Source organism: Actinophytocola algeriensis, assembly GCF_014203735.1.
In the GTDB taxonomy this organism is placed as follows: domain Bacteria; phylum Actinomycetota; class Actinomycetes; order Mycobacteriales; family Pseudonocardiaceae; genus Actinophytocola; species Actinophytocola algeriensis.
The window spans coordinates 75,786-93,161 of sequence record NZ_JACHJQ010000008.1; the positions used below are offsets into that span (position 1 = coordinate 75,786).

Here is a 17,376-nt window from a genome sequence, read left to right on the forward strand (position 1 = left end):
TTCCAGCTCAGCGGGAGATGTTCCGCGGGGCGGGCTGTGCCTCGTGGGAGGCGGCCCAGGAGGCGAGCAGCCGCAGCGCTTCCTCGGACGGTGAGCCGGGCTCGGCGGTGTAGATGGTCAGCGTGAGGCCTGGTTCGGTGGCCATTTCCAAGCCTTCGTAGGCGATGGTGATGTCACCGACGACGGGGTGGTGGAAGGTCTTCATGCCGGTGCTGTGGTGGCGGACGTTGTGGGCGCCCCAGCGGGTGCGGAACGCCTCGCTGCGGGTGGACAGTTCCCCGACCAGGTCGTGGAGCCCCTTGTCGTAGGGGTTGCGACCGGCTTCGGTGCGCAGGATCGCGACGCAGATGTCGGCGAAGCCGTCCCAGTCCGGGTAGAAGTCGTGGGAAGCCGGATCGAGGAACTGGAACCGGGCGATGTTCGGCGGCTGCTCACGACTGTCGTAGACCGGCGAATAGAACGCCTGTGCGAGCTGATTGGCGGCCAGCAAGTCCATCCGGCCGTTGCGCACGAACGCCGGTCCCGCGGTGACCGCGTCCAGGGTCCACTGCAGACTCTTATGCGGGCTCCACTGCTTGCCCTTGGCCCGCCGCCGGGGCCGGACGATCGCGCTGGTGCCGTCCGCGGCGCGGGCAAGGTCGAACAGGTGCGCCCGCTCCGCCTCGTCCAACTGCAGCGCCCGCGCGATCGCGTCGAGGACGGTGGCCGAGACCCCGGCGAGCGCGCCACGCTCGAGCTTCGAGTAGTACTCGATGCTCACATCGGCCAGCGCGGCCACCTCACTGCGACGCAGGCCCGGCACCCGGCGGTTGCTCCCGGCGGGCACCCCAGCCTGCTCAGGGGTGATCTTGGCGCGCCGCGAGATCAGGAACTCACGGACTTCTTCACGATTGTCCACGCCTCCACGGTAAGCCCCACACCCTGTCGGAGGGGTGCTCTGTCGGTACACCTTTCAGGAGAAACTCCCAGGTCGCGCGCGGCGCGGGTTAGCTGGACACTGATCGATTCGACACTCTGAAGAAGGAGAGAACGTCATGCGCGGCGCTGTGCTGCACGCCCCCGGCGACGTCCGGGTCGAGGACCGCGAGGACCCGACGATCGTCGCCCCGACGGATGCGGTCATCCGTCTGTCCGCGACCTGCGTGTGCGGGTCGGACCTGTGGCCCTACCGCGGCATCGAGACCGTCGACGGGCCGTCCCCGATGGGCCACGAGTACGTCGGCGTTGTCGAGGAGGTCGGCAGCGAGGTCACCACGATCAAGCCGGGCCAGTTCGTGGTCGGCTCGTTCTTCGCCTCGGACAACACCTGCGAGATCTGCCGGTCCGGCTACCACTCCTCCTGCGTCCAACGCGAGCTGATGGGCCCGCTCGGCGCCCAGGCCGAGTACCTGCGCGTACCGCTGGCCGACGGCACCCTCGTCGCCACCCCCGACGTGCCGTCCGACGACCTGATCCCGAGCTTCCTGGCGGCCTCCGACGTGCTCGGCACCGGCTGGTTCGGCGCCGTCGCCGCCCAGGCGGGACCGGGCAGGACTGTCGCGGTAGTCGGCGACGGCGCGGTCGGGCTGCTCGCGGTCCTGGCCGCCCGACAACTCGGCGCGGAACGGATCATCGCGATGAGCCGCCACACGTCACGACAGAAACTCGCCCTCGAGTACGGCGCGACCGACATCGTCACCGAACGCGGCGACGACGGTGTGGCGGCGGTCAAGGACCTCACCGACGGGCTCGGCGCCCACAGCGTCATCGAGGCGGTCGGCACCCAGGAGTCCATGATGCAGGCCATCCGCGCCACCCGCCCCGGCGGGCACGTCGGCTACGTCGGCGTCGCCCACGACGTCACCCTGCCCGGCGAGGAGTTGTTCTTCTCCCACGTCCACCTGCACGGCGGTCCCGCCCCGGTCCGCCAGTACCTGCCCGAGCTGATCGACCTGATCTGGAACCGCCGGATCGACCCGGGCAAGGTCTTCGACCTCGAACTCCCGCTCGACCAGGCCGCCGAGGCCTACCGGGCCATGGACGAACGCCAAGCGATCAAAGCACTGCTCCGGGTGTGACAGCGATGCGATGCCGTGTCGTCGTCGCCCTGACCGCTGTCCTGCTCGGGGTGACCTCGCCGGGACAACCAGCCCAGTCCGCGACCGAGGGAACTCCGACGGATGCGATGCGAACGGGGGCGTGCACCGGTGAGGTCGAACTCGTCATCCGGGTGGCCGTCGAGGACGACGCCAGGGACGAGAAGAACAACCACTACGACGCCCACCCGTAACGAGCGGACACTGAACAAGGGAACAACCGTTGAACCCGAGCTACGACTTCACCGGCCAGGTCGCCCTGGTCACCGGCGCGGCTTCCGGCATGGGCCTCGCCACCGCACAAGCCTTCGCCAACGCGGGTGCGGCGGTCGTCCTCGCCGACGTTGACAAGGACGCCCTGCACCTCGCGGTCGACCAGCTGACCAGCGCGGGCCACCAGGCACTCGCCGTCCCCTGCGACGTGACCGACGAAGACCAAGTGACCGCCATGGTCGACACCACGGTCGCTACCTTCGGCCGCCTGGACGCGACGTTCAACAACGCGGGCATCCAGGTCCCACCCCACGACGCCGCGGACGAGCCCGCCGAGGTGTACGACCGGGTCAACGCCGTCAACGCACGGGGTATCTGGACGTGCATGAAACACGAACTGCGCCAGATGCGCAGTCAGGGCAGCGGCGCGATCGTCAACTGCTCCTCACTGGGCGGCCTGGTCGGCATCCCCGGCCGCGCCGCCTACCACGCCTCCAAACACGCCGTGCTCGGCCTGACCAGCAGCGCGGCCCTCGAATACGCACCACGCGGCATCCGCATCAACGCCATCTGCCCCGGCACCATCGACACCCCCATGGTCGCCGACATGATCGCGAACGGCGAGCTCGACATGGCTGAAGCCCTCGCCAACCAGCCCATCGGCCGCCTCGGCCGCGCGGACGAGATTGCCGCCGCCGTGCTATGGCTGTCCAGCCCAGCTGCCAGCTTCGTCATCGGCGTCGCACTCCCCGTGGACGGCGGCTACGTCGCCCGCTGAAAACCATCATCCCGGAGACAAGTGAGTGACCTGAACACCGGGAATCGCCGTGCCAACGCCAAGGAACGCAGACGAGTGAGATGTTCAGCGTCCGTGAGGGGTGCTTGAGGTCACTGGTGGATGGCCGATGCTCGTCGAAAGGGTTGCGGCACTTGCTGCAGTCGGCAAGGCGAGGGTCGGGCGCTGACGGTTGTAGCGGTTGAGGTGGCGTCGTCGGCCGGTGCGGCCGTCTTCGTCGGCGCGGTCGGCGTCACCGCTGATGAGGAGTTGGTGACGGCGTTCGCTGTCGTGCTCACCTCGTCGGCAATGCCAGCGTCACGTTGCTGATTCATCGAGGCCGCGACGGTAGCGGTCGACGATCCGGAGACAGCTGTGGCCTGCCTCCAGGCTTGTTGTCCTCGACTCACCGGTGCTTATAAGACCTGGTCTCAAAACTCGGCGTGTCGCTAGGTGAACCAACGGCCCGCCCCTGGCTCCGCACCGCCCGCCTGTGGGCCCGGCCCGACGGACCGGAAGTCCGTCAGAGAGACTGGGGGCCAGTGCCCGCCCTCTCGACCTGGAGCCTTTGATGCCGCAAGGGACCGTCCGTTGGTTCGACGCCGAACGGGGTTTCGGCTTCCTCGCGCCCGAGGACGGCTCGCCGGACGTGTTCGTGCACGCCTCCGAGATCGTCGAGGACGGCGGCGCGAAAATGCTCCGCGAGGGTCAGGCCGTCGTGTTCGAGGTCGGCGAGAACGACCGCGGACCCCAGGCGCTGCGCGTTCGCGTCACCGCCGATGCGGCCACCGGCAGCGCCGTGGGCCTGCTCGGCACCGTCAACTGGTACGAGCCGGGCAAGGGGTACGGCTTCGCGTCGCCGGACGGCGGCGGCGCCGACATCTTCGTGCACAGCTCCGCCATCGTGACCGGCGGCGTGGTCACCGAGGGGCAGCGGGTGGCCTTCCTGATCGTCGAAGGCGAGCGCGGCCCGCAGGCCGGGCACGTGATCCCGCTGGGAGCAGGGGCCGGCTCACCCGCTGCGGCTGGTATCGCGGACGGTGCCGACGGCACGGTGGCCTGGTACGACGAGGACAAGGGCTTCGGCTTCATCAACCCCGACTCCGGCGCCGGGGACGTCTTCGTTCACGCCCGGGCCCTGGCCGAGGGGCTGACGTGGCTCGCGGAGGGCGACCGCGTCGCCTACGAGATGGCTAGTGGAGACAAGGGCCCGCAGGCCCGTGACGTGCACCTGGTCCGGGGCACCGAGCCCCAGACGGCGCCGCGGCGGTCGGCACCTGCCGCGGCCGCAGGGCCGGCGGCGCGGGACGTGCCCGTACGAGGCGGCGAGGGCGTCGTCGCGCGCTACGACGGCGACCGCGGCTTCGGCTTCATCACCCCGGACGCAGGCGGCGACGATCTCTTCGCCCACGTGTCCGTGATCATGGGGTCGGAGCCGCTGCAGAAGGGTGACCGGGTCCGGTACGCGGTGCGTCAGAGCGACCGGGGCCCGCAGGCCGACCGCATCGAACGCCTCTGAAGAGGCGCCCCTACCGATGGCTGATCACTTCCCGACGTGAGTGCTCGTTCATCCCCGTCGATGGTGCCGTCAGCAACGCGGCTGCAGCCTCCTCCAGGAGATCGATCTCCTTCGTGGTGACGGGGCCCGTGCCGACTCGAGGACCTGCTCCACGCTCAGAAGCTCACCAGCCACCCCCACCCAACGACACAGAGATACCGATGTATCCCAAACGAGTGAATGGATGCGTTAGACCTGGTCGCAGAGCTCGATCTTCATGAGCCAGCGGACGTTGATCACGGTGCAGGCCAGCGTGAGTAGCGCCAGTGTGGTGCGTTCGGTCCGGTCGTAACGCAGCCCGAGGCGTTTGAACCGCAGCAGCCAGGAGATGGTGCGTTCGACGACCCAGCGGACCCGGCCGAGGCGGGACTTGCCCTCAATCCCGGGCCGGGCGATACGGACCTTGATACCGCGGCGGGTCAGGTAGCGGCGGCAGCGGCGGTAGTCGTAGCCCTTGTCGGCGTGCAGCTTGTCCGGTCGGCATCGTGGCCGGCCCGCCCGGCCGTGGTGGCCGCGCACGGTCGGGTTCGTGTCCAGCAGCGGCTCGAACAGCATGCTGTCGTGGGTGTTTGCCGCCGACAACATGATGTGCAGCGGTAGCCCGTTCGCGTCGCACAGAACGTGGTACTTGGAGCCGGCTTTACCCCGGTCAGTGGGGCTGCGGCCGGTCAGCTCGCCCCCCTTTTTCGACCGCACCGACACCGCGTCGATGCAGCCTCTGGTCCAGTCGAGCTCGTCGATGTTGGACAGCTCGTAGAGCACGAGCTGGTGCAGCCGGTCCCACACGCCGGCGTCATGCCACTCACGTAACCGCCGCCACGCGGTGTGCCCGGAACCGCATCCGAGCTGCTCGGGTAGGTCTCGCCAGCGGCAGCCGGTGTCGAGCACGAACAAGATCCCCTCTAGCGCGGCACGGTCATCGATCCGGGGCCGCCCACCCGGACCGCGCGGCGCTGGTCGGGACGGGATCAGGGGTTCGATCAGCTCCCAGAGCCGGTCTTCGACCCGCCGCTGCTGCGTCGTCTTCGCCATGACTGCCCACGATCGACGACCAGGACCGGCAGGTTACGCAGTGACACACCCTTAAGTTCAGGATGCGGTGACGTCGCGGGGGTGGCAGCGGTCGGTGTCGGAGGAGTTGGTCGAGGGTTTCGGCGTCATCGTGGTGGAGTTCTTCGATGAGGGGTGTTCGCGTCGGTGGTCGTGGTCGGATCGCCGGGCTGCGTCCGCGTTGTTGAGGGCTGCCGAAGATCCGGATCGTGAGTTCGACGCGGTGGTGGTGGGGGAGTACGAGCGCGCGTTCTATGGCGATCAGTTCCGGCAGGTGGTTGCTCGGTTGGCCGTGGCAGGGGTGCAGGTGTGGTTGCCGGAGGCGGGTGGTCCGGTTGAGTTGGATAGTCCGGTGCATGAGGCGTTGATGGTGTTGTTGGGTGCTCAGGCGCAGCGTGAGGTGGTGCGTGCTCGGCACCGGGTGTTGGCGGCGATGCGGGTACAGACGCGGGTGCAGGGCCGGTTTCTGGGTGGTCGTCCGCCGTACGGGTACCGTCTCGCGGATGCTGGCCCGCACCCGAACGCCATCCACGCGCGGTGGGGCCGGCGGTTACACGTGTTGGAGCCCGACCCGGTCACGGCGCCGTGGGTGGAGTGGATCTTCACCGAGCGTGCGGGTGGGCGGAGCGTAGCGTCGCTGGTGCGTGAGCTGAACGAGCGTGGTGTGCCGTGTCCGTCGAGCGCGGATCCAAGTCGGAACGGGCATCGTTCGGGAGAGCGGTGGATCGTGCGCACCGTGGCCATGATCTTGGAGAACCCGCGGTACACGGACCGGCAGGTGTGGAACCGGCAGAGTACCCAGGGACATGGCTCCGGGGGCCGCGTTAGCGGTCGTGGTTCCGGTTCGGTGCGGTGGAACCCAGCAGAGGAGTGGGAGGTCTCCGAACACTTGACGCATCGCCCGTTGGTCGACGATGCCACGTTCTTGGCGGTGCAGGGGATGCGTACGGGCAGGACCACCAAGGACGGCGAGACCCGGCAGTATGCGTTGGCCGGGTTGGTGGGGTGTGGCGTGTGCGGCCGGCGGATGGACGCGCACTGGGTGCACGGCCGAGCCGGGTACCGCTGTCGACACGGGTACAACAGCGCGACACCTCGCTCGGCTGCGCCACGCAACGTGTACGTGCGCGAAGACCGCCTCCTCGAGGTCCTGCCCGGCTTGCTCGGCGGCAGCGAGGACAGAGGGGCTGGCCCGGTCCCGAGTGGACCCGCGCCGGATCCGGTAGAGGTCCTCCGTCATCGACGGCTACAGATCGCGTGCACATATCAGGGGCAGGAACTCCGGCAAGAAGCTCCAAGGGGGATCATTTCTGTGTCAAGTCCTCCAGGCCAGACGGCGTTGGCATTGGACTGGACAATGAGCGATGACACCGCGTACCGAAGTGGCTTACTCAGCGACCCGCAAAGCCCGACTTCAGGTAGTCTGACGAAAGAACCGGACCTTATTTACGTAGGCACGCCGACGGATTGAAGATTCCGTGGGGTAAAGGAGTGTCCGAGGCCGGAGTTGCACACTAACCCTACGCCTTGTGCTGGCGTGATCGTGCACATGCATAGTATGGATCAAACGACTCGGGTGACACCGTGCGCCGTCACTCGTGCGGGTGAGATGAGAGCGTTCCTGGCCGGACCCCGAGAACTGATCCACTCGGTGTGAGAGTCGTTCATCGGTGGATGCAGGCCGCAGCGTAGTCCGCCGGTGCCTGGTAGCCGAGCGAGCTGTGCCGTCGGCGGTTGTTGTAATCGTCTTTCCAGTCGGTGATCACCACGCGTGCGTGCGCGAGGGACCAGAACATGTTGATGCTGAGGCATTCGTCGCGGACTCGGGAGTTGAACGACTCGACGTAGCCGTTGCGCCAGGGCTGGCCGGGCGGGATGAACGACAGGCCGACACGTTCGCCTGCCCAGTCGGCCATCGCGTCGCAGGCCAGCTCGGGGCCGTTGTCGCAGCGCAGCACCGCCGGATAGCCCCGCTGCACCGCGAGGCGGTCGAGCTCGTCGATGAGCCGGTCCGCGGTGATCGAGCGTTCGACCAAGCCGCCGAGGCACTCGCGGGTGTGTTCATCCACGATGGAGACGATCTTGACCGGTCGACCGTCGGTGGTGGCGTCGAACTGGAAGTCCACCGCCCAGACCCGGTTCGGCGCGTCGGCCTTCGGTGGGTCTGGCGCGGTCGTGGTGCCGATGCGTTTGCGTCGCCGGTGTTGCGGCACCCGCAACCCTTCCTCACGCCAGAGCCGCTGGACCTTCTTGTGGTTCACGACCCAGCCCTCACCGCGCGCGTCGTGGTAGGCGTTACGGAACCCGCGCCGCGGATGCCCCTTCGCCCAGCCACGCAACCAGGCCCGCAACGCCGCGTCCGGATCGCCTGCTGTCGTGCTCGCCGGCGCACGTCGCTGCGTCGCACGGTGCTGACCGGTCACCCGGCACGCGAACCGCTCGGACAGCCCCAGAACGGTCATCAGGTGCCGCACGGCAGCCCGGCGACGCTCCGGGCTCAGAAGTTTCCCTTCGCGATCTCCTTCAACGCCGCCTTCTCCAACTCAGCGTCCGCGAGCAACCGCTTGAGCGTCGAGTTCTCACGCTCAAGATCCTTGAGCCGTTTCGCGTCGTCAGCCTTCAACCCGCCGAACTGGTTACGCCAGCGGTGATAGGTCTGCTCGGAGACCCCCAGCTCGCGGCACACCGCCGCCACGTCCTTGCCCTCGGCCAGCAACCGATCCGCGGTCGTCAACTTCCGCACGACCTGCTCCGGTGAGTGCCGCTTCCTCGTCGCCATGTCCATCGAGCCTTCCTGCCCGGTCTCGGGCATACAGACTCTCACTCGACCTGGACCAACGAACCGGGGTCAGGCCACTTCTCCAGTGTCAGGGGGTTAGTCCTATGGAGAGTAAGCAGACGATCACGCGCAAGCAGAGCAAATTGCTCGGAATTGCTCGCAATTCTGAAACTAGTGCGAACGGTGGGCAATCAGTCGGAATGATCAGGCAGGTGGGCCGCCAGGTCGTCGATGACTCGTGTGATGATCGCTCGTGCGGCTCGGCCGTAGCTGGCGACGGACGCCATGGAGTCGAAGATCGTGCTGTACAGCGCCGTCTCCTGGGGTTGGGCCAGGTTCAACTCGGCGGAGTAGGTCTCGACCATCACGCGGTCGTCATCGAGCAGCCAGAAGCCGTGTGCAGGGGCCACGACGTACGCTGTGTCGAAACTGACGATGCCAAGCTTTACGTTCGGCATCGCGGCCATCGAGACCAAGCGGTCAAGCTGGCCGAGCATTACGGCAGGCGTGCACAGGCGGTAGCGTAAGGCGGCCTCGGTCAGCACGAAATGGAAGCGCTTTTCAGGCCGGTACAGTATGTCTTGTCGCTGCATGCGGGTCTGTACTGCCTGGTTGATGTCGTTCGGAATTTTGAAGACTGTCAGGCTTTGAGCCACGCGTGCCCGCGCGTACTCGGCTGTCTGCAGGAGGCCGGGGACGTAAGTGGACTCAAAAACTCGGAACAGTCGGGTCCGCGCGTTGATTTCGGCAATCTCGGACTGGTGTGGTTTCAATCCACCGCGAAGGCGACGTTGCCACTCGGAGTACTGCAGCTCCAGCGTGTGCAGCGACGCCAAGAGGTCACTGGCGGCATCCTCGCGGTTGGTGGCTGACGTCCAGGCTCGGATGTCCTCGTCACTCGGTGTCTGTTTGCCGTTTTCGATCTTCGACACCTTGGAGGGCTGCCAGGCCAACGACTCCGCGAGCTCCTTACCGGACAAGCCGGCGCCATTCCGCAGCTCGCGGAGTCGACTGCCGAGCGCGAAACGCGCCTCCTGCACGTTGGCGGCGGCGCCCGACGCCCTACTCTGCGGCAAAGTCACCTCGTGTTACAGCGCGGTGCCAAGCGGCATCGCGGTAGTAGTTGTGGGCTACGACCTCCACAGGATCGTCGATGACCTCCGCGCCGAGAAAGTTCTCCGCGTCGTCGAAGAGCATCCGCACCAGCTTGCGCGAATCGAACAACCAGTAGTCATAATCCGGCAGATCCGCAGCCTGGTCTCTCGGGAGGTAGCGGATGTCTTCCCCTGCGGCGTTGGTGTACGCCGAGCAGAAGACACCGAAGCGGCTGTAGTCGGTGAGCGGCAACGACACCACGCGCACACGGCTGAACTGCCGTCCTTCTGCGGTCGCCTGCCGAATCATGGATAGCCAATTGTCGAACCAGCCCATGTCCACGTCCGCGCCCGCGACGAACTGGCGCAGGGCGACGGTCTCGTTGTCCGACTTGTACTCATCCCGCGTCTCCAGCCGGAAGGCCGTGTGTTCGAACTCGCGGAACAAACGGCCGAACTTCGGACCTGGCTCGATGAACTCGGTCAGGGCTGCTCCTCCATGTAACGGCGGGCGTACATCTTCAGGACGTCCTCAGGGATCTCGATCAAGGTCTCATGGTCCGGAACCGGGCCGATGTCGGCCAGAGCCTGCGGGTCAGTGACCTTCCAACCCTGGACAATGTAGGTCGCGCGGTCTGTGCGGTCGGTGGCGAACAGAGTGGGGGACTGCCCCTCCTGAGAGTCCGGGTCCTTGCCGAGAAACTGTGCGCGCATGATCAGCCTCCGTAGGAGCAATTGCTCGACATTGCTCTCCTAGGGTGGCTTAGGTGGACTGATGGCGTCAACGGGTGCCTGAGCAATCACACCGATTCGGGCGAACAGCTAGCCGCCGTCGCCAGGCGGGGCTCATGGCATGGTTCCAGTCGGGGTATACGAGCAGCAGTAGGCCCGCGGGGCCGCCGTGACCTACCGACAACAGCTGCACGATGCGTGCGCCGACGTCGCCGCACGCCACCCCGACCACGCAATGGCAGCGATGGTCGACGCCTCCGTAACCGGCTACTACTGCCGAGGCTCCTCCCGACCCATTCCAATCGCCTGATCTGCGGCTTAGTGCTTGGCTCGCCCGACCTGGGCCAGCTCGCATCACCGCGCGATGGCCATTGCCGCAATCGGCTTGGCGTCGATACGTCGGCCGACTGCGGCGCGTTCCGGCTTGTCGGGGCGGACCAGATTGACGTCGCCAGGTGGGCGGCGGACCTCGACGGCGCCGACGCACCATCCGGCGACCAGGTTGCCGTGGTGCGCCCACGCCCTCGCCCTGGTGAGGGCGCTTACTTGGTCATGTCGCCGTGGGTCTGCGGGGATCGGCGCCCATTACCATCCCGACGCGATCATCGCGCTCGCGCGGGAACTCGCCGCCGCCCCTCCCGGTCGGCGACCTGGTCGAGATCCCCGGGCTCGCTCATCCGCTCGCCAACGGGCCCGCGTCGCGTCCGCTCTGCAGTGGGCGCTCACGCGCGAGGTCGGCCGCCGCTCGGCCCGACGATCGCTCGGCGCGCACGAATACCCCGATTGCCTGACCGGCCAGTGGTCCCGGGGCACACCGAACAGTTCCGAGGACTCGGTGACGCGCGTCGGGTCGAAGCCGAAGGACACCGTCCCGAGGTCCTTAGCCATCACGGTGTGCCGTGCTGGCCTGGTCGGGGGTGTGGTGACATCCTGCTTTGGCTGCCGTCGAGAGACGGAAAGGGTGGGAGGTCATGTCGGGTTGGAGTGACGTGGAACAGGGGCGTCGAGACTGGGATTGGGATGTGCTCGTCGGTGACCTCGACCAGGCGGAGTACCTCACGCCGGCGGGTCGGGAGGTCACGCGTCGGGCGATCGTCGGGCTGAGTGAGTTCTTCGGGCCGGGCTGGTTGTCGAGGGCCGCGAATCCCCGTGATCCGCACGATCGGGTCGCGTTGGCGATGGTGAGTCCGTCGCTGTTCGGTCCATCGCCGCGACAGCGTGCTGCCTTCGTTGAGTTGCTCGGGTGGTGGGCCAGCGTCCAGATCTTGCGAGACGCGGGTGCAGAGGGAATCGGCAAGTTGCGTAGGACGATGTGCAGCAACCCCGCCCGCAACGAGCTGCGGCACGCCGTCGCCCAGGCGCGGCTCGCGGCCCAGGCGTTGCTCGCGGGGGCTCGGGTGACGTTAGAACCGGCGAAGCCGGAGGGCGGGCCAGGGGATCTGCGGGCCGTGCGGGGCGAGAGCGACGTGTTCCTCGAGTACCGGGCTATCAAGCCGGACACGACGTCCGTCGAGCACATCGATCGCATGGAGCAGGCCAGCATGTTCCTCCTGATGATCGGCGGCGAGCACAGGGTCACCTGGTCAGGTGACCTCCCGTTGGAGCCCGACGACACCTGGTACCAGCGGATTCGCGAGGCCAGCGAGCAGTGCGCCCGCACCGCGACGCCCATCGAGGTCGCCGTGGCCGGCGCGGTGCTGCGCTGCACGCCCGGGGATGCGAACCCAGCGGACGACGACAGTGGGGTCGTAAGGTGGCCGCGATTCGATCAGGACCAGCACGATCGACTGATGCGGGCGCTTAACCAGCCGAGAAGACGCGGTCGGAGGGTGCGGCGTGGATCTGGTTGGAGGATTGCGGAGCGCTGTGGCCGCGGACCCCGTTCGCCGCGTCCGCGCTCTCAGTCAAGATCGACACACTCGTTGATGTTCTGCGTGACTTCTTCACAGAGCACCGGCACGTGCTCGGTGTCGTCTTCACCTCAGGACAGCCCGAACCGGCCGCGGCGGACGAGGCATCGGTACGGACTAGTCGCGGCGCGGGGTTTGTGCGGCTGTTGCCGTCAGGACAGCGCCGGGAATCCGTGGTGGTCCAGCGACCGCTCGCAGTGCCGGGCCAGTTCGCGCTCGTGTGTCAGCTGTGCGACAACGAGCCGCGCTGGCTGGACGAGGCGTTGGCCCGCCTGGGTGCCGGATCCCTGAAAACCGTGATGGCACCACCTCTTCGCAGCACGGGCGGACTCTATCTGCCCAGTTAGGCCCGCGCAGAGCATCGTCGGCCTTGCGGACGCCCGCGCGCCGGCCGCGGGTCGAAGTACGTGCACGCTCGCCATACCAGTGCCGGGATGCGCGGGGGACCGGTGCGCCCACTGTGAACTCACCTCCCTTATTGGGGGCGTCAACCGGTCAACGTCGAGCCGTGCAGTCAGTCGCCGCGCGGTTCGACGTCAGACTTCACCACACTCGGCGCGGCGGCGGGGGAGGGGCGAGCGAGCTTCTTCCGGCGTGCCGCGTCGGTAGCCGCTTGCCAGTCACTCCACTTACGCCCGTTCTGCCGGGCCTTGAACCGCGCGATGTTGTTGGCAGGGATGCCGACCTGGCGAGGGCCCAGTACGGACAGCAGGTCGGACTCGGCCTGCGAGTGCCAGCCCGCGGCCGCGATGGACTCCTCGTCTGGGAACACGTCAGCAACACGATCGTGTTCCGTGTCCAGCGTCGAGTCCTGCGTGCCGCCGTAGCTGTAGACCCACCAGAAGTTCGCTGGCGGGTCGGGTTCCACCAGTTCGCGAAACAGGCTTACTTCCTTGGTGTAGCAGTAGAAGTGGGTCTGTGGCCGAGCACGCATGATCTCCAGCCACCGATCGAGGTACTTCCGCGAGAAGAAGTCGCCGGAGTCATGCAGACGCACCCACGCTCCCTCGAATCGCGGCCTAGCCAACTCCGCGAGCATCTCTTGCTGCCAGCGGTCAAGCTCGTCCAGCACCAACCGCAGGTTCTCGGTATGCCGCGCTTTCACCACTGGCCAGAGGAACGTACCGTTCCTCGCGTAACAGACCGACGCACACACACCAGCAGAAGGACACACCCTCACGTTCCTGCCGTCGGGCAAGCGCACCGCAAGGGCGGGCAGCGACCAATTGTAGATACGCAGAGCACGCAAGCGGCGATTCTGCCGTAGAAGCACAATGTCCTCCCATCAGTCGTGGGAGGACATGCCCATCATACGTGCCAATCGTGGGTACGTGTCGTGCACCTCGCCGGTTAGCCGCTGCCCACAACATGGAGAACGCGGTGCAGGAGTTCGCGACGACGGCCCAGAAGTTGACCGTCTGGCCGTACAGGCCCGCTGACGACGAGGCATGCTCGATCATGTGGAACGCACCCGCGTGCTGGCTGATGCCCTGATGAACCGCAGCCCTCCTGTGCGGCCCTGACGCATCATGTAAATCCGGTGCGTCATCGCGCACCCCTGCGGCAGCATGTACTCCTTCTATCGCAACCGCGATAGGACGCAAGGAGGCTGCTTCCGTGACCGACATTCGAGTGATCGACGCCTTGCACCTGGCGTACGCAAACCTGCGCTCCGCATGGTGGAACACTCTTCAAGACCCGCGTATTGGCGAGAACTCGCCGAGTAGCGAGCGCTTGATCGGTCCCGAGGGGTCCCCCATCACGGACAAGGAGTTGCTGCTTCACGGTGCAGAACTCATGGCGGTGGACGCGAGCAAGAGCGTGCTGCACCACCTCCGCTCCCTCGCGAAGATGTATCGCGCAGACGGTGAACTCGGCGATGAACTCGACCGGGACGAGTGGCCGGGCACCGGCGCCTACTCCGTTGCCCGTGCCGTGCTGGAGGGCACTGCCATGGTGGCGTGGCTGATGGCCCCTGACATCGATCTGGATGAGCGAGTGCTCCGTGCCAGCTTGATTGGGCTGTGGTCCGCCAATGAGGACCGCCGTCCCCTGTCCCCCGACCCCATCGTGTGGACTCTGGAGGACTGGAAGAAGGCGGTGGCGAGCTGCGGTCTGGAAGTCAAGGAGGCCGGGTACAAGCTCGGCGTGAAGGTGGACGGCAAGGTGAGGACCTTCGGTCAGGCCAGCGTGATCAGAGAGACGCTGGGCCAGCCTGGGAGCGCTCTGTACGCAGAGTGGAGCGGAGTTGCGCACCACGCCGCGTGGGCTGTGGGGAACTGGTCGGCCTACGAGGTCGCCGAGGACGGCGGCGGCGTTCACAGTCACACAAAGCTGGGGCAGAAGCGGCACGCTCTCATGGCGGCCGACGTGGCGAAAGTGGTTGCGCAGGCCGGGGAAGCCATGGCGGGGTACTGGGCTCGCGACTGCGACGACCTCTCGGCCGTCTGTGAGCAGATGGCCAAGTTCATGCGGGAATGTGCGTCCCAGCTCCCCGGCGACTGAACGCGCTTCACGTCGCCCCGTGTTGTAGCTGCTCTCCGTGACTGCCGCAGGGGTGGATGTGTCGATCAGGGCATCGATGTGCCTCTTGCGGGTGTCTGATCGGCCACGTTGCCGCGCGAATCGAACAAATGTGCCCGTCCGGGGGATAGTATGCGGGCGGCCGTGCGGAACGCCCCTGCGCCGGCTGTAGGTGAGGCTCGGGGGAGGGAGTGTGGCGATGGAAGGCCGTACATGCGGAAAGTGTGGCGAGCAGCCAGCGGGGCCTGGGGGTGTGCTGTGCCCTGGCTGCAAGCAGACCCTCGCTGAGTCGTTGGTCAACTACTGGCGCGGCGCGGACGCGGACGCGGATCACTCGACTGCCGCTCAGTACACGCCAACCGTGTCCTAATGGGACGTACTCGAATCTTCCTGTGTGGACTGTCGACACCAGAATAACTACGGCCCGTGTTCGGTGGGCTCCTTCGCGTACATCGGTCGCGTAATCCCGTTTTCTCGGGGCGCCGTGCGCTGGTTCGGTGGGTTACGGTCGGCAGAGTGACCGCTCGGGTCGAGTGTTCGTGGGCCATCTGAGCTTGGGCGCGCGGTGGTGGGAGGTGGCATGGCTCGGACATCTGGTCGAGCGGGTCCTCGTCTGCCAGCCGCGGTCGCGCCGATGCTTGCCTCTCCGGACCGCGGTCGCCTGCCTGACAGCTCCGAGTGGGTCTACGAGTACAAGTACGACGGCTACCGCGCGATAATGCAGGTCGCAGCGGACGGCACGCTGGCCCTCACCAGCCGCAACGGCAACGACCTCACCGCGGAATTCGCCGTGCTCTCGGGGGGTCTCGGCGACGCCCTGGGCGGTCAGGCTGCGGTGCTGGACGGGGAGCTGGTGGTGCTCAACGAAGCCGGCCAGCCCGAGTTCGGGCTGATGCAGGAACGCCGCGGCCAGTACCAGCAGGGCATCTCCGTAGCCGACTCGCCGGTCCAGTACCTGGTGTTCGACCTGCTCACGCTCGGTGGCAGCAGTCTGCTCAACACCCCGTACGACCAGCGCCGCGGCCGCCTCGACGAACTGGACCTACCCGACCCGGACCGCATCACGGTGGTGCCCGCGTTCCCCCACGCCACCCTCACCGCCCTGGGCATCACCCCGCACGACCTCCTGAGCCGAGCCGCGGCCGCCGGGTACGAGGGACTCATCGCCAAGCGTCACGACTCCCGCTATCACCCCGGACAACGCAGTCCCGAGTGGCGCAAGCACCCCCTGATCCGCACCCAAGAAGTCATCATCTGCGGCTGGCGCCCCGGCGAAGGCCGCCGCAGCGGCACGCTGGGCGCACTGCTGCTCGGCGCGCACGACCCCGTCACCGGCGACCTGCTCTACATCGGCGACGTGGGTACCGGTTTCACCGACCGCGCGCTACGCGACCTACATGCACGACTGGCTCCACTGGAGCGCCCGACCTGGCCCTTCACCACAGCGCCGCCCCGGGAGAACGCCCGGCACGTGCACTGGGTCGAACCCACGCTGGTGGGGGAGGTGGTCTACCGGCAGTTCACCCGAACCGACCACCGACTGCGGCACGCCGCCTGGCGTGGCCTGCGCGAAGACAAGGCCCCGACCGATGTCACCGCGCCGCAACCTACCCTCGGCCGCCGCACCGGCACACCAGCCCCGGTCGAGCCCGGCCCGGTGGTCGCCGAACGGGTGATGGTTCAGGTGGGGGAGCGGCAGCTGTCTTTGTCGAATCTGGACAAGGAGCTCTACCCGGACGGTTTCAGCAAGGGGGAGGTGATCAACTACTACAGCCGGATCGCGCCGGTGTTGCTTCCGCATCTCGTCGGGCGGCCGGTGACGTTCATCCGGTACCCGAACGGGGTCAACGGGGAGGCGTTCTTCGAGAAGAACGTGGCCCGCCATGCACCGGCCTGGGTGCGCACCGTGCGGCTGCCCAGTAGCGGCTCCCGGGGCAACGGCGACCACATCGACTACGTACTGGTCGAGGACCTGGCGACGCTGGTGTGGGCGGCCAACCTCGCCGCGCTGGAACTCCACGTGCCGCAGTGGACCGTCGACGACAACGATGCAACAGCCCGCCGGGCGCCGGACCGGCTTGTCTTCGATCTCGACCCCGGCCCCGGTGCGACGATCGTGGAGTGCTGCCGGGTCGCTGAGCGACTCCGCGAGATCCTGGTCGCTGATGGCCTCACGCCGGTCGCCAAAACCAGCGGGTCGAAGGGCATGCAGCTCTACGCAGGGATTCGCGCCGCGAGCGCGACGAGCCCGTCGGCGTATGCGAAGACGCTGGCTGAGCAGCTCGCCGTCCAGACCCCGGACCTCGTGGTCGCGAAGATGGCGAAGAACCTGCGCGTGGGGAAGGTCTTCATCGACTGGAGCCAGAACAACCCTGCGAAGACCACCATCGCGCCGTACTCGCTGCGCGGCCGCGCACGACCGACTGTTTCCACCCCCGTCACCTGGGACGAGGTCCATGCCTGCCGCGAACCCAACCAGCTGGTCTTCACCGCTGACGAAGTACTCCACCGCGTCGACCGTCACGGTGATCTGTTCGCCGGTCTTGCCGAGGCTTGCGACGAGCTCCCCGCCCGGTGACTACGCCTGGTCGCTGCAGCCGGGGCCGGCTTTCCGCCCTGGTGGTGAACGACGCCAGCGCACGAACGACCGGGCAACGCAATTCCTCT

14 protein-coding genes are annotated in these 17,376 nt (G+C 67.2%); 7 read left to right on the top strand and 7 right to left on the bottom strand.

Annotated features, from left to right (window positions below):
* Nucleotides 1–7: 7 nt before the first annotated feature.
* Entirely contained in the window at nucleotides 8–898 is an 891-nt protein-coding gene (locus FHR82_RS34045) for a helix-turn-helix transcriptional regulator (RefSeq protein ID WP_184814732.1), read from the bottom strand.
* Between the two features lie 136 nt (nucleotides 899–1,034).
* On the opposite strand from FHR82_RS34045, the gene FHR82_RS34050 reads away from it, so the two are divergent.
* From FHR82_RS34050 to FHR82_RS48095, 4 genes are all read left to right on the top strand, one after another.
* Entirely contained in the window at nucleotides 1,035–2,057 is a 1,023-nt protein-coding gene (locus FHR82_RS34050; RefSeq protein WP_184814733.1) for a zinc-dependent alcohol dehydrogenase family protein, read from the top strand.
* Between the two features lie 5 nt (nucleotides 2,058–2,062).
* Nucleotides 2,063–2,269: a hypothetical protein gene (locus FHR82_RS34055; RefSeq protein WP_184814734.1), complete on the top strand. Its 207-nt coding sequence runs from the start codon at nucleotides 2,063–2,065 to the stop codon at nucleotides 2,267–2,269.
* A 29-nt stretch (nucleotides 2,270–2,298) separates the two neighbouring features.
* Nucleotides 2,299–3,066: a glucose 1-dehydrogenase gene (locus tag FHR82_RS34060; RefSeq protein ID WP_184814735.1), complete on the top strand. Its 768-nt coding sequence runs from the start codon at nucleotides 2,299–2,301 to the stop codon at nucleotides 3,064–3,066.
* 568 nt (nucleotides 3,067–3,634) lie between these two features.
* Nucleotides 3,635–4,582, top strand: a complete 948-nt coding sequence (locus FHR82_RS48095) for a cold-shock protein (RefSeq protein ID WP_184814736.1) — start codon at nucleotides 3,635–3,637, stop codon at nucleotides 4,580–4,582.
* A 228-nt stretch (nucleotides 4,583–4,810) separates the two neighbouring features.
* On the opposite strand, the gene FHR82_RS34070 is transcribed toward FHR82_RS48095, so the two are convergent.
* Entirely contained in the window at nucleotides 4,811–5,653 is an 843-nt protein-coding gene (locus FHR82_RS34070; RefSeq protein WP_184814737.1) for an IS5 family transposase, read from the bottom strand.
* Nucleotides 5,654–5,747: 94 nt separating this feature from the next.
* On the opposite strand from FHR82_RS34070, the gene FHR82_RS34075 reads away from it, so the two are divergent.
* Nucleotides 5,748–7,142: a recombinase family protein gene (locus tag FHR82_RS34075; protein ID WP_311771410.1), complete on the top strand. Its 1,395-nt coding sequence runs from the start codon at nucleotides 5,748–5,750 to the stop codon at nucleotides 7,140–7,142.
* A 193-nt stretch (nucleotides 7,143–7,335) separates the two neighbouring features.
* Here the strand turns inward: FHR82_RS34075 and FHR82_RS34080 are convergent.
* The 5 genes from FHR82_RS34080 to FHR82_RS34100 form a co-directional block, all read right to left on the bottom strand.
* Nucleotides 7,336–8,450, bottom strand: a protein-coding gene (locus tag FHR82_RS34080) for an IS3 family transposase (RefSeq protein ID WP_184815064.1) whose coding sequence is annotated in 2 segments (ribosomal slippage) — nucleotides 7,336–8,183 and nucleotides 8,183–8,450 — 1,116 coding nt in all. Because the reading frame shifts where the segments join, the coding sequence is not laid out codon by codon here.
* Nucleotides 8,451–8,641: 191 nt separating this feature from the next.
* Entirely contained in the window at nucleotides 8,642–9,532 is an 891-nt protein-coding gene (locus tag FHR82_RS34085; RefSeq protein ID WP_311771411.1) for a helix-turn-helix domain-containing protein, read from the bottom strand.
* Nucleotides 9,513–9,992, bottom strand: a complete 480-nt coding sequence (locus FHR82_RS34090) for a DUF6879 family protein (RefSeq protein WP_225943838.1) — start codon at nucleotides 9,990–9,992, stop codon at nucleotides 9,513–9,515. Before FHR82_RS34090 ends, FHR82_RS34085 begins: the two co-directional genes overlap by 20 nt.
* A 35-nt stretch (nucleotides 9,993–10,027) precedes the next feature.
* Nucleotides 10,028–10,258, bottom strand: a complete 231-nt coding sequence (locus FHR82_RS34095; protein WP_184814738.1) for a hypothetical protein — start codon at nucleotides 10,256–10,258, stop codon at nucleotides 10,028–10,030.
* Between the two features lie 2,442 nt (nucleotides 10,259–12,700).
* Nucleotides 12,701–13,462 (bottom strand): GP88 family protein, encoded by a 762-nt coding sequence (locus FHR82_RS34100; protein WP_184815067.1) that lies wholly within the window; start codon nucleotides 13,460–13,462, stop codon nucleotides 12,701–12,703.
* 341 nt (nucleotides 13,463–13,803) lie between these two features.
* Between FHR82_RS34100 and FHR82_RS34105 the strand changes: the two genes are divergently transcribed.
* Together FHR82_RS34105 and ligD are read left to right on the top strand one after the other, a co-directional pair.
* Nucleotides 13,804–14,691 (top strand): hypothetical protein, encoded by an 888-nt coding sequence (locus tag FHR82_RS34105; protein WP_184814739.1) that lies wholly within the window; start codon nucleotides 13,804–13,806, stop codon nucleotides 14,689–14,691.
* A 652-nt stretch (nucleotides 14,692–15,343) separates the two neighbouring features.
* Nucleotides 15,344–17,287: a DNA ligase D gene (gene ligD, locus FHR82_RS34110; RefSeq protein WP_225943839.1), complete on the top strand. Its 1,944-nt coding sequence runs from the start codon at nucleotides 15,344–15,346 to the stop codon at nucleotides 17,285–17,287.
* Nucleotides 17,288–17,376 lie beyond the last annotated feature (89 nt).